This window comes from Streptomyces sp. NPDC006739 (assembly GCF_042869815.1).
Classification (GTDB): Bacteria; Actinomycetota; Actinomycetes; order Streptomycetales; family Streptomycetaceae; genus Streptomyces.
This window is the reverse complement of the sequence record NZ_JBIAGM010000010.1, coordinates 38,710-50,455: the sequence shown is the minus strand read 5'-3', so window position 1 is coordinate 50,455 and position 11,746 is coordinate 38,710. Positions and strand designations below refer to the sequence as shown.

At 72.7% G+C, this 11,746-nt stretch carries 11 protein-coding genes; 3 read left to right on the top strand and 8 right to left on the bottom strand.

Annotated elements, in window-relative coordinates; genetic code table 11:
• The first annotated feature begins 11 nt into the window (after window positions 1-11).
• Window positions 12-1,433 (top strand): lipase maturation factor family protein, encoded by a 1,422-nt coding sequence (locus tag ACFYMM_RS20915; RefSeq protein WP_388388626.1) that lies wholly within the window; start codon window positions 12-14, stop codon window positions 1,431-1,433.
• Here the strand turns inward: ACFYMM_RS20915 and ACFYMM_RS20910 are convergent.
• Genes ACFYMM_RS20910 through ACFYMM_RS20875 form a run of 8 tightly spaced genes read right to left on the bottom strand, consistent with a single transcriptional unit; the run spans window position 1,421 to window position 9,274 of the window.
• Complete coding sequence (locus tag ACFYMM_RS20910) at window positions 1,421-2,260, bottom strand: amidohydrolase family protein (protein ID WP_388388624.1); 840 nt, start codon at window positions 2,258-2,260, stop codon at window positions 1,421-1,423. The genes ACFYMM_RS20915 and ACFYMM_RS20910 overlap by 13 nt on opposite strands.
• Entirely contained in the window at window positions 2,257-2,571 is a 315-nt protein-coding gene (locus tag ACFYMM_RS20905) for an L-rhamnose mutarotase (protein WP_388388622.1), read from the bottom strand. Before ACFYMM_RS20905 ends, ACFYMM_RS20910 begins: the two co-directional genes overlap by 4 nt.
• Window positions 2,568-3,536, bottom strand: a complete 969-nt coding sequence (locus ACFYMM_RS20900) for an aldo/keto reductase (RefSeq protein WP_388388620.1) — start codon at window positions 3,534-3,536, stop codon at window positions 2,568-2,570. Before ACFYMM_RS20900 ends, ACFYMM_RS20905 begins: the two co-directional genes overlap by 4 nt.
• Window positions 3,533-4,288 carry an SDR family NAD(P)-dependent oxidoreductase gene (locus tag ACFYMM_RS20895; RefSeq protein ID WP_388388618.1) on the bottom strand — a complete coding sequence of 252 codons (756 nt, stop codon included), beginning with the start codon at window positions 4,286-4,288 and terminating at the stop codon, window positions 3,533-3,535. Before ACFYMM_RS20895 ends, ACFYMM_RS20900 begins: the two co-directional genes overlap by 4 nt.
• Window positions 4,285-5,625 carry an L-fuconate dehydratase gene (locus tag ACFYMM_RS20890; protein ID WP_388388616.1) on the bottom strand — a complete coding sequence of 447 codons (1,341 nt, stop codon included), beginning with the start codon at window positions 5,623-5,625 and terminating at the stop codon, window positions 4,285-4,287. The genes ACFYMM_RS20895 and ACFYMM_RS20890 overlap by 4 nt, the downstream gene beginning before the upstream one ends.
• Before the next feature lie 34 nt (window positions 5,626-5,659).
• On the bottom strand, window positions 5,660-6,685 hold the full coding sequence (locus tag ACFYMM_RS20885; protein WP_388388614.1) for an ABC transporter permease: 1,026 nt from the start codon (window positions 6,683-6,685) through the stop codon (window positions 5,660-5,662).
• Window positions 6,678-8,204 (bottom strand): sugar ABC transporter ATP-binding protein, encoded by a 1,527-nt coding sequence (locus ACFYMM_RS20880; protein ID WP_388388612.1) that lies wholly within the window; start codon window positions 8,202-8,204, stop codon window positions 6,678-6,680. The genes ACFYMM_RS20885 and ACFYMM_RS20880 overlap by 8 nt, the downstream gene beginning before the upstream one ends.
• Window positions 8,201-9,274 carry a sugar ABC transporter substrate-binding protein gene (locus tag ACFYMM_RS20875; RefSeq protein WP_388388610.1) on the bottom strand — a complete coding sequence of 358 codons (1,074 nt, stop codon included), beginning with the start codon at window positions 9,272-9,274 and terminating at the stop codon, window positions 8,201-8,203. Before ACFYMM_RS20875 ends, ACFYMM_RS20880 begins: the two co-directional genes overlap by 4 nt.
• 183 nt (window positions 9,275-9,457) lie before the next feature.
• Here ACFYMM_RS20875 and ACFYMM_RS20870 point away from each other — a divergent pair, with 183 nt between their 5' ends.
• Window positions 9,458-10,159: a FadR/GntR family transcriptional regulator gene (locus tag ACFYMM_RS20870; RefSeq protein WP_388388608.1), complete on the top strand. Its 702-nt coding sequence runs from the start codon at window positions 9,458-9,460 to the stop codon at window positions 10,157-10,159.
• Window positions 10,160-10,255: 96 nt separating this feature from the next.
• On the top strand, window positions 10,256-11,599 hold the full coding sequence (locus ACFYMM_RS20865; protein WP_388388606.1) for an amidase: 1,344 nt from the start codon (window positions 10,256-10,258) through the stop codon (window positions 11,597-11,599).
• The last annotated feature ends 147 nt before the right edge of the window (window positions 11,600-11,746 follow it).

Sequence of the window (11,746 nt, the reverse complement as noted above, 5' to 3'; positions counted from 1 at the left end):
CACGGAGTGACGTGGACTGGTTCACCGCACCCGACTACTGGCTGAGCCGGCTGGTCCTCCAGCGGGCCCTGGCCGGTGTGTACCTCGTCGCCTTCCTGGCGGCGGCGAGGCAGTTCCGGGCCCTGCTGGGCGAGCGCGGCATGCTGCCGATCCCCCGCTTCGTGGCACAGGTGCCGTTCCGGCGGGCGCCGAGCCTGTTCCATCTGCGCTACTCGGACCGTCTCTTCGCGCTCTCGGCCTGGACGGGCTGCGCGGTGTCGGCGGCGCTGCTCGCCGGTGCGGACTCACTGCTCCCGTTGTGGGCCGGCGTCCTGCTGTGGCTGGTCCCCTGGGCGCTGTACCTGTCGATCGTCAACGTGGGCCAGACCTGGTACGCGTTCGGCTGGGAGTCGCTGCTGCTGGAGGTGGGTTTCCTGGCCGCGTTCCTCGGCAACGACGAGGTCGCTCCGCCCATCGTGGTCCTGTTCCTGCTGCGCTGGATCCTGTTCCGGGTGGAGTTCGGCGCCGGACTGATCAAGATGCGCGGTGACGCCTGCTGGCGCAAGCTCACCTGTCTGGACTACCACCACGAGACCCAGCCGATGCCGGGCCCGCTGAGCTGGTTCTTCCACCATCTGCCCAGGCCCCTGCACCGGGTGGAGGTGGCCGCGAACCACGTCACCCAGCTCGTGGTTCCGGTCCTGCTGTTCACACCGCAGCCGATCGCCACGGCCGCCGCCGCGCTGATGATCGTCACCCAGCTGTGGCTGGTGCTGTCCGGCAACTTCTCCTGGCTGAACTGGATCACCATCGTGCTGGCCCTGGCCGCGCTCCGGCTGCCCGCGTCCGCGCCCTCGGCACCCCCGGCGCCGCTGTGGTACCAGATCGTGGTGCTGGCCGTCGCCGCCCTGCTCGTCTGCCTGAGCTACCACCCGGTGACCAACATGATCTCCCGCCGCCAGGTCATGAACCGCTCCTTCGACCCGCTCCACCTGGTCAACACCTACGGCGCGTTCGGCAGCGTCAGCCGGGTCCGCTACGAGGTGGTCGTCGAGGGCACCCTGGACGACGTACCGCGCCAGGACTCGGACTGGCGGGAGTACGAGTTCCGGGGCAAGCCCGGTGATCCACGGCACTGGCCGCGCCAGTTCGCGCCCTACCACCTGCGGCTGGACTGGCTGATGTGGTTCGCCGCGCTGTCCCCCGCCTACGCCGACGCCTGGTTCGGCGGCCTGGTGGAGCGCCTGCTGGAGAACGACCGGGACACCCTGCGCCTGCTGCGCCGCTCCCCCTTCCCGCCCGACGAGCCCCCCCGCTACGTCCGCGCCCGCCTGTTCCGCTACCGCTACACGAGCTGGCGGGAGCTGCGGGAGACGGGCGCGTGCTGGGAACGGACGTACGTACGCGAGTATCTGCGGCCGACGCGGCTGGCGGGGGCGGCTCAGAGGCCGTAGACGCGGGCGGCGGTGCCCGCGAGGACGGCGGTCCGCTCGGCCTCGCCGAGAGCGCCGGTCAACTCCTGTGCGGCGGACAGCACTTGACCATAGGTGGCGGCGAGGGTGCACACCGGCCAGTCGGAGCCGAACATCAGCCGGTCCGGGCCGAACGCCGCCAGGGCGACCTCCGTGTACGGGCGCAGGTCGTCCGCCGTCCAGGAGGTGATGTCGGCCTCCGTGACCAGACCGGAGAGTTTGGCGGCCGTGTTGGGGAGCGCGGCCAGCGCCCGGACGGCGCTCGCCCAGGGTTCGACCGCCCCCGAGGCGACGGGGGGCTTGCCCAGGTGGTCCAGGACGAAGGTCAGTCCCGGCAGCGCCCGGGCCGCCCGCACGCAGGCCGGCAGCTGGTGCGGCAGCACGACCAGGTCGTACACCAGCCCTGCCTCGGCGACGGCGGCCAGGCCCCGGCGCACGTCCGCGCGCAGCAGCCACTCCGGGTCCGGCTCGCCCTGCACCTGGTGGCGGATGCCCTTCAGGTGGCGCCCGCCCGGCAGGGCCCGCAGCCGGGCCAGTTCCTCGGCGACGTCCGGACGGGTGAGGTCGGTCCAGCCGACGACCCCGGCGACGAGGTCGTGGCGGTCGGCGAGGGCCAGGAACTCGGGGGTCTCCTCGGCGACCGTGACCGTCTGGACGAGCACGGTCCGGTCCACCCCGGCCGCGCGGGCCTCGGGTTCCAGGTCGGTGACGGCGAAGTTCCGCCGCAGCGGCTCGAGTCCGGGACCGGTGATCCAGTCCTGGTCGCGCACCGAGAGGTCCCAGAGGTGGAGGTGGGCGTCCACCGTCATGGCAGCTCCCAGACGACCGGCAGGCCGGCCGCCGCGCCCGCGTCGGAGTAGTCGTGCACCACGTCCAGCAGTTGCGCCATCCGGGTCTGCCAGGCGACGTTGACCGGCAGCTTCTCCAGTTCGGCGAGGAGGCGGGCGTAGTCCTCGCACTCCAGCAGGTGGAAGAGGTCCGTGTTGCTGCGCCAGATCGTCCAGGACGTGGCCCCGGCGGCGCGGATGGCGTCCGTGAGTTCGGCGGGGACCTCCCGGTGGGCGGCCTCGTACTCGGCGATGCGGTCGGCGCGGACCCTGGTGTGCAGGGCGATTCTCATGACGGCTCCTGAGGGGGCAGCAGACCGGTGTCCCGCAGCTCCTGCCAGAAGGCGGCGGGTACGTCGGTCGCGAACTGGTCGGCACAGTCGTGGACCTCGGCCGCCGAGCGGGCGCCGGCCAGGACACTGGCGACGGCCGGGTGGCCGGCGCAGAAGGCCAGGGCGGCGGCGCGCAGGGTGATGCCGTGCCGGTCCGCCGCCTCCCGCATGCGCAGGGCGCGCGCCAGCAACTCGGCGGGCGCCTCGGCGTAGTCGTAGGTCGCCGTCGGCCGCGGATCGGCCAGCAGACCGGAGTTGAAGGCGCCCCCGACGACCACCGACACGCCCCGCTCGGCCGCGGCCGGCAGCAGCCCGGCACCGGCACGCTGGTCGAGCAGCGTGTACCGGCCCGCGCACAGCACCACGTCCACGTCCGTGTCGCGGACGAACCGGGTGAGCATCTCCGCCTGGTTCATGCCGGCGCCGATCGCGCCCACCACACCCTCGGAGCGGAGTTCCTCCAGAGCCGGGTAGCCCTCGCCGAAGGCCTGTTCGGCGTGGTCGTCGGGGTCGTGGAGGTAGACGACGTCGACCCGGTCGAGGCCGAGCCGTTCGAGGGAGGCTTCCAGGGTGCGGCGGACGCCGTCGGCGCTGAAGTCCCACACGCGGCGGTGGGTGGCGGCTACGGCGAAGCCGTTGGCCAGGTCGTCGCCGCCCGCGTCCGTCGGCTCCAGGCGCCGGCCCACCTTGGTGGAGATCGTGTACTCCCTGCGGGGACGGTGGCGCAGGGCGGCGCCGAGGCGGCGTTCGGACAGGCCGAGACCGTAGTGCGGGGCGGTGTCGAAGTAGCGGACGCCCTCCTGCCAGGCGGCTTCCACGGCGGCGTGCGCCTGCTCCTCGCTCACCTCGGTGTACAGGTTGCCGATACCGGCGGCGCCGAAGGCCAGCGCGGTGACCTCGACGCCGCTGCGGCCCAGCGTCCTCACTGTCCCACCGGGCGCAGCCTGAGGCCCTGCATACCGCCGTCGACGGCGAGGGCGGTGCCGGTGGTGGCGCCGGACAGCGGGCTCGCCAGGTAGGCGATGGCGCCCGCTACCTCGGCGGCCCGGACCAGGCGGCCGGCGGGCTGGCGGGCCTCCAGGGCGGCGCGTTCGGCGGCCGGGTCGGGGGCGGCGTCCAGCAGCCGGCCGACCCACGGGGTGTCCGCCGTACCGGGGTTGACGCAGTTGACGCGGATGCCCTCGCGGATGTGGTCGGCGGCCATGGCCAGGGTCAGCGCCTGCACGGCGCCCTTGGTGGCGCTGTAGAGGGCCCGTTGCGGCAGGCCGGCGGTGGCCGCGATGGAGCAGGTGTTGACGATCGCCGCGTGCGCGGAGCGGCGCAGGTGCGGCAGGGCGGCCCGCGCGGTGCGCACCATGCCGAGGACGTTGATGTCGTAGACGCGGTGCCACTCGTCGTCGTCGTTGTCCTCGATGGTGCCCAGGGCACCGATCCCCGCGTTGTTGATCACCACGTCGAGGCCGCCGAGGTCCTCGGCCGCCCGGGCCACGGCCGCACGGACCGAGGCGTCGTCGGCGACGTCGGCGCGCAAGGCGAGCAGCGGTTTCTCGACCGAGGAGGGGTCCAGGTCGAGGACCGCGACCCGGGCACCGCGTTCGGCGAGGAGGCCGGCGGTGGCCCGGCCGATGCCGGAGGCGCCGCCGGTGACCAGGGCCCGGATGCCCTCGAAGTCGCTCATGCCGCCCGTCCTTTCCGTGTGTCGGGGTCGGCGGCCCAGAAGGCGCCGCCGGGGAAGGTGTACCGCGCGATGGACTCCGGGCGCATGGCCGCCGAGAAGCCCGGCGCGGTGGGTGCCGTGTAGTGGCCGTCGCGGATCACCACGGGGGTGAGGAAGTGCTCGTGCAGATGGTCGACGTACTCGATGACGCGGTCGTCGGTGGTGCCGGAGACGGCCAGGTAGTCGAACATCGACAGGTGCTGGACGAGTTCGCACAGGCCCACCCCGCCCGCGTGCGGGCAGACCGGCACCCCGAACTTGGCGGCCAGCAGCAGGATCGCCAGGTTCTCGTTGACGCCGCCGACCCGGGCCGCGTCGATCTGCACGATGTCCAGGGCGCCGGCCTGGAGCAGCTGCTTGAAGACGATGCGGTTCTGCACGTGCTCGCCGGTGGCGACCCTGACCGGGGCCACCGCGCGTCTGATGGCCGCGTGGCCGAGGATGTCGTCGGGGCTGGTGGGCTCCTCGATCCAGTAGGGGTCGAACTCGGCGAGTGCCTTCGTCCAGCGGATGGCCTCGTCCACGTCCCAGCGCTGGTTGGCGTCGACGGCCAGTCGGATGTCGGGTCCGACGACGGCGCGGGCCACCCGGCAGCGGCGTATGTCGTCGTCGAGGTCGGCGCCGACCTTCAGCTTGATCTGCCGGAAGCCGTCGGCGACGGCCTGGCCGGCCAGCCGGGTGAGCTTCTCGTCGTCGTAGCCGAGCCAGCCGGCGGAGGTGGTGTAGGCGGGGAAGCCGCGCTCCAGGAGCCGGGCGCGGCGCGCCTCGATGCCCTGGCGTCCGCGTCGCAGCAGGCCGAGGGCGTCGGCCGGGGTGAGCGCGTCGGAGAGGTAGCGGAAGTCGACCTGCCCGGCCAGCCACTCCGGTTCGGCGTCGGCGAGCAGCCGCCACAGCGGTTTGCCGGCGCGCTTGGCGGCGAGGTCCCAGACGGCGTTGACGACCGCCCCGATCGCCATGTGCATCACGCCCTTCTCGGGCCCGAGCCAGCGCAGTTGGCTGTCCCCGACCAGGTCCCGGAAGAGCGTTCCGGGGTCGGCGCAGATCTCGTCGACGGACCGCCCGAGCACATGGTCCCGCAGTGCGTCGATCGCCGCCACCTGGACGTCGTTGCCCCGCCCGATGGTGAAGGTGAACCCGTGTCCCTCGGGCCCGTCGGCCGCGTCGGTGCGCAGCACCAGGTACGCCGCCGAGTAGTCGGGGTCCGGGTTCATCGCGTCGGAGCCGTCCAGTTCGCGCGAGGTGGGGAAGCGGATGTCGTGGGTGTCGACCGCGGTGACGCGGGCGGGGCTCGGGGACACGGAAGGCCTCTCGGTCAAAGGGGTGGGGGCGCGGTCAGTCCTGGGCCCGGCCCGTCGTCACGCGGGCGATCATCAGGGCGACGAGGATGATCCCGCCGTAGATGGCCTGGATCCAGAACGACGGCACCTGGGCGAGGGTGAGCAGGTTCTGTACGACGCCCAGCAGGAGGACACCGGTGAGGGCGCCGAACACGGTGCCCTTGCCGCCGTCGAGGCTGATGCCGCCGATCACCGCGGCGGCGAACACCGTGAAGATCATGTTGTTGCCCTGGTTGGCGCTGATCGCGCCCACGTAGCCGGTCTGCAGCAGCCCGCCGACCGAGGCGAGGACACCGGCGACGACGAACACCCCGAGCATCACCCGGTCGACGCGGACCCCGGCGGCGCGGGCCGCGTCCGGGTTGCCGCCGATGGCGTACAGGGCACGGCCGACGCGGTGGTACTTCAGCACGAACCCGGTGACGGCGAAGGCGACGGCGGCCAGCCACACCGAGAGGGGGACGTTGAGGAAGGTGGTGGTGGCCAGGGAGTAGAAGCTGTCGGGCATGCCGAAGAGGGTCTTGCCCTTGGTGGCGCCGACCAGCAGTCCGCGCAGCACGATCAGCATGGCCAGCGTCACGATGAACGCGTTGAGCTTCAGCTTGACCACCAGGACGCCGTTGAAGGCGCCGACGGCCGCGCCGACCACCAGGATCGCCACCAGCGCGAGCGGGGTGGGCAGTTCGGTGCCCCAGCCGGACTGGGCTGCGGGCAGCACGAGGAGCGCCCCGATGGCGGGCGCGATCCCGACGACCGACTCCAGGGACAGGTCGAACTTGCCGGTGATCAGCACCAGCGACTCGGCGAGCACGACCATCGCGAGGGCCGCGGAGGCGCCGAGGATGGAGATCAGGTTGCGTTCGGTGAGGAACGAGTCGTTGACCACCGCGCCGAGCAGCATCAGCAGCAACAGGGCCGGTACCAGGGCGAGTTCACGGGCCCGGCGGAGCAGCACCGCCCGGGCCGCGCGCCGGTCGGGGGCGCGGGGCGAGGTGAGCGGCGGGGCCTTGGTGTCAGCCATGGTCCACTCCTTCGATGGAGGCGATCAGCTCGTGGTCGCGCCAGCCGGCCGGGTGTTCGGCGACGACTCGGCCGTGGAAGAGGACGAGGACGCGGTCGCAGCGGCGCAGGTCGTCGAGTTCGTCGGAGACGACGAGGACGGCGGTGCCGTCCTCGCGGGCGCTGTCCATGCGGGCGAGCAGGGACTCCTTGGACTTCACGTCGACGCCGGCGGTGGGGTTGATCAGGACGAGGAGGCGGGGATCGGAGGCGAGGGCGCGGGCCATGACGACCTTCTGCGCGTTGCCTCCGGAGAGGTCCGAGACGGGCTGCGCGGGGCCCTCGGTGTGGATGTCGAGGCGTTCGATCAGTTCGGTGGCCAGGTCCCGTCTGCGCTCGGTGGCGACGAAGCCGTGGCTGCCGAGCCGGTCCAGGACGGTCAGGGTGCTGTTGTCGCCGATGGTCATGCCGGGGACCAGGCCCTGTTCGTGCCGGTCGCGGGGCACGCAGCCCACGCCCGCGTCGAGGGCGGCGCGTACGTCGCCGAACGGAAGGGGGCGGCCGTCGAGCCGGGCGGTTCCGCCGGTGGGGGTGTGCAGTCCGGCGAAGGTCTCGGCGAGTTCGACCTTGCCGCTGCCGCTGATGCCGGCCAGCCCGACGACCTCGCCGCCGCGGACGGTGAGGTCGATGCCGGCGTAGGCGTCCGAGGTGAGGCCGCGGGCGTCGAGGACCACGGGGGCGTCGGCGGCGACCGCGTCGCGCGGGTGGTCGTGGCGGGTGGTGACGGTCTCCCCCGCCATCGCCTCCACCAGGGCGGAGCGGGGCAGTTCGGCGACCGGGGCGGTGGTGATCCAGCGGGCGTCGCGCAGGACGGTGACGGTCTGGCAGACCTCGTACACCTCCTGGAGGTGGTGTGAGATGAACAGGAAGGTGACGCCGGAGTCCTGCAGTGCGCGCATCCGGGTGAAGAGCCGCTCGATCTCCCGTTTGTCGAGCTGGGCGGTCGGCTCGTCGAGGACGATGAACCGGGCGCCGAAGCTCAACGCCCGGGCGATCTCGACCATTTGGCGGTCCTCGACCTTGAGGTCGGCGGTGCGGGCCTCGGGGTCGACGCGCACGTCCCAGGTGTCGAGGAGGTGAGCCGCCTCGCTCTTCAGCCTGCGCCAGCTGATGAACCCCCGGCGCAGCGGCTGCCGGTTCATGAACAGGTTCTCGGCGACGCTCAGTTCCGGTACCACGGTGGGTTTCTGGTACACGCAGGCGACCTTGCGGCGCCAGGCGTCGCGGTCGGCGAGCGGGGGCGCGGGCTCGCCGTCGAAGCGGACGGTTCCCCCGTCCGGTGCCTGGAGGCCGGTGAGGACGGTGACCAGGGTGGACTTGCCGGCGCCGTTGCGGCCGACCAGGGCGTGGGACTCGCCGGTCAGGACGGTGAGGCGGCCGTCGGCGAGGGCGACGGTGGGGCCGTACCGTTTGACGATGTGGCGGGCTTCCACGAGCGGGGCGCCGGCGCCGGCCTGGCTGGGGCTGGTGGTGCTGCTCATTTGACCGTGTTGCCCCACAGCTTGGCATCGTCGACGTTGTCCTTGGTGACCAGGGGCGCGGGCAGCTGGTCCTCCAGGATGCCGCCTGGCAGCCTGACGATGGTCGAGTCGTGGTCGGTGGGCCCGGGCCGGAACGTCTTTCCCTCCATGGCCGCCTTGATGTAGTACAGGCCGTACTTGGCGTAGGCGTCGGCCGGCTGGGAGACGGTGGCGTCGATCTGGCCCTTGCGGATGGCGTCGAACTCCTGCGGGATGCCGTCGTTGGAGACGATCACGATGTGTCCGTTCCGGCCCGCCGCCTTCAGCATGTTCTTGGACTTCAGGGTCTGCAGCGTCGGCGCTAGGTACACGCCGCCCGCCTGCAGGTAGATCCCCTTGATGTCGGGGTCGGCGTTCAGGAGGGTGTCGAGCTTGGAGGCCGCGGTGTCCGACTCCCACTTGGCGGGGATCTCCAGGACCTGCAGCCTGGGGTACTTCCTGTGCACGCAGGACCGGAAGGCCGCCGAGCGGTCACGGCCGTTGACCGAGGCCAGGTCGCCCATGATCTGCACGACCTTGCCGCTGGTGACGTGCGCTCCCAGGTAGTCGCAGGCCTTCTCGCCGTAGGCGACGTTGTCGGCGCGGACGACCATGGCGACCTTGCCCTTGTCGGGGGCCACGTCGACCGCGACCACGGGCACGCCCTTGCGGTCGGCCTGGTCCAGGCCGGCCTGGATGGCGGCGCTGTCCAGCGGGGCCACGACCAGGCCCTTCACGCCCTGGTTCAGCTCGTTGTCGATGTCCGTGATCTGCTGGGAGGGGTCACTGTTGGAGTTGACGGTCTTCAGCGTCCGCACGCCTTCGGACTTGGCCATCTTGGGCACGTAGTCGTTGTACGACTGCCAGAAGGGCGAGGTCAGCAGGGGCAGGACCACCCCTACCTCGCCGGTGCCGCCGCCCCGCGCGCCGCCGGAGGCGCCGGTGTCCTTGGTGCTGCCGCACGCGGCGAGCGCGAGCGAGGCACAGACGGCCAGGGCCGCGGCGCCGGTGATCCGATACCTGTGGTGCTTCCTCACTGTTCTGACGGACATCTCGCGGCTCCTCATCAAGCGTGATCGAGCGTGATCGAGCGTGGTCGAGCAGATCTCCGCATACTTATCAGACCACTCGGGCGGTAGAACACCCTCAGGGCGCACATTTTCGCTCCTACAGCCGATAGTGGTCCGACCACTCCGGTGGTTACACTGCGACGCACCCGGGGAGTGGAGGACGGCGTGGACGAGACGGCACCGCAGAAGGGCACGGTGACGCAGCGCGCCATCGACCGGATCAAGGCGCTCATCGCCGAGGGCCGGCTGGAGCCGGGCCAGCGCCTGCCCACCGAACGCGACCTCGCCGCCCAGCTGGGCATCTCGCGCAGTTCGATGCGCGAGGCGATCCGCGCGCTGACCGTCCTCGGTGTGCTGGAGGCCCGGCACGGATCCGGCATCTATGTGACGGCGCTGGAGGCCGGGGACCTGCTGGAGACCTTCGGTGTGGTCGCCGACCTCTCCCGCGGCCCGCGCCTGGTGGAACTGCTGGAGGTGCGCCGGGTGCTGGAGTCGACCGCGACCGCGCTGGCCGCCGCCCGCATCACCCCGGACCGGCTCGCCGAGGTGGAGAAGCACCTGACCGCGATGAACGCCACCGACGACCCCGAGGAGATCCTCGCCCACGACCTCGCCTTCCACCACGAGATCGCGGCGGCCGCCGGCAACGAGACCATGACCGCCATCCTCGACGGTCTCTCCTCGCGCACCTTCCGCGCCCGCGTCTGGCGCGGCTACCAGGAGGAGGGTGCCTTCACCCGCACCCGCCGCGAACACGCCGCCATCCACCGCGCCCTGGCCGCCCACGACCCGGAGGCGGCCCGTGCGGCGGCGGCCGCGCACGTCGGCGAGGTGGAGCAGTGGCTGCGCCAGCAGATCGCGGGGTAGGCCCCGGTCACGCCGCTCCACCCGGTGGGTCTCGACGCGCCGCGTCCGGCCGGTGCACAGTTCTCTCTACCTACCGACCAGTATCCAGGAGCCCCCGTGACCAGCTGGCCCGGCCGTACCGCCGTCGACATCGCCACCGCCGTACGCGAGAAGCGGGTCACGCCCCGCGAGGTGGTGGCCGGGCATCTCGCCCGCATCGAGCGGCTCGACGGCCGCGTCGGCGCGTTCCGCGCCGTCCGGGCCGAGGCGGCGCTCGCCGAGGCGGACGAGGTGGGCTCGCGCGGCGATCTGGGCGAACTGCCGCTCGCCGGTGTGCCGGTGGCCGTCAAGGACAACCTGGCGGTGAGCGGCGAGGCCAGGCGCTGCGGCTCGGCCGCCACACCGGACACGCCCGCCGCCGAGGACCATGTGACGGTGGCCCGGCTGCGGGCGGCGGGCGCGGTGGTGGTCGGGCTGACGAACGTGCCCGAACTGTGCGTCTTCGGCACCACGGAGGGCGTGTACGGCACCGCCCGCAACCCCTGGGACACCTCCCGTACGGCGGGCGGCTCCTCCGGTGGCAGCGCGGCCGCGGTGGCCGCCGGGCTGGTGCCGGTCGCCCTGGGCAACGACGGTATGGGCTCGCTGCGCATACCCGCGGCCAACTGCGGGCTGGTCACGCTGAAGCCGGGGCACGGGGTGGTGCCGGCCGGGATCGGCAACGGCGACTGGTTCGGCATGTCCGAGAACGGGCCGCTGGCGACCACGGTCGAGGACCTGCGGCTGATGCTGGCGGTCCTCGCCGGCGAGGAGTTCGCCCGCCAGGAGGCACCCGCGGCCCGGGGCATCGCCGTCTCGCTGCGCAGCCCGCTCGCCGGGGTGCGGGTCGGCGGGCCGTATACGGCCGCGGTCCGGGAGGCGGCCGGGCTGCTGGCCGGGGCCGGGCACCGGGTGCGGCGCGCCGAGCCGCCGTATCCGCTCTCCCTAGGCGTCACCTCGCTCCAGCACTGGACGGCGGGTACGGCGGTGGATGCCGAGGGTCTGGATCCGGCACGGCTGGCCCGGCGGACCCGGGTGCACGCGGCCGTGGGGCGGCGCTTCGTCACCGCGGTCCGCACCGGCGACGGCCGCGAGCGGCTCCGCGCCCGGCTGTCCCCCTTCTTCGCCGAGCACGACGTCCTGCTCACCCCGGCGCTGGCCCGCCGCTCCCCCAAGGCCGGCCCGTGGCACGAGCGGGGCTGGCTGCGCAACCTGCTGGCCAACACGAACTACTCGCCGCTCACCCCGCCGTGGAACCTCACCGGCTGGCCCGCGATGTCGGTCCCGTTCGGCACCCTGCCCTCCGGCGCCCCCTGCGCCGTACAACTGGTGGGGCGACCGGGCACGGAGGCGGTACTGCTCGATGTGGCGGCCCAGTTGGAGAGCCTGCGGCCGTGGCGGCGGACCGCGCCGCTGGGCTAGCCAGTGCCGCAACAGGCAGCGTTCGCCCCGTCGCGACGCCCGGCACGCGCCCCCACCCTCGAACCGGGCACAGACCCAAGTACGCCCAGTACGAGGGCCCGCACCCGGCACTCCCCCAGCCTTCGGCCGGGGGGGGACCCCCAGAGC

Bases quoted from the DNA above. Each gene is read 5' to 3' on its own strand.
- ACFYMM_RS20885 (WP_388388614.1), bottom strand. From the start codon at position 6,685: ATGGCTGACACCAAGGCCCCGCCGCTCACCTCGCCCCGCGCCCCCGAC.
- ACFYMM_RS20905 (WP_388388622.1), bottom strand. From the start codon at position 2,571: ATGAGAATCGCCCTGCACACCAGGGTCCGCGCCGACCGCATCGCCGAG.
- ACFYMM_RS20910 (WP_388388624.1), bottom strand. From the start codon at position 2,260: ATGACGGTGGACGCCCACCTCCACCTCTGGGACCTCTCGGTGCGCGAC.
- ACFYMM_RS20895 (WP_388388618.1), bottom strand. From the start codon at position 4,288: ATGAGCGACTTCGAGGGCATCCGGGCCCTGGTCACCGGCGGCGCCTCC.
- ACFYMM_RS20880 (WP_388388612.1), bottom strand. From the start codon at position 8,204: ATGAGCAGCACCACCAGCCCCAGCCAGGCCGGCGCCGGCGCCCCGCTC.
- ACFYMM_RS20875 (WP_388388610.1), bottom strand. From the start codon at position 9,274: ATGTCCGTCAGAACAGTGAGGAAGCACCACAGGTATCGGATCACCGGC.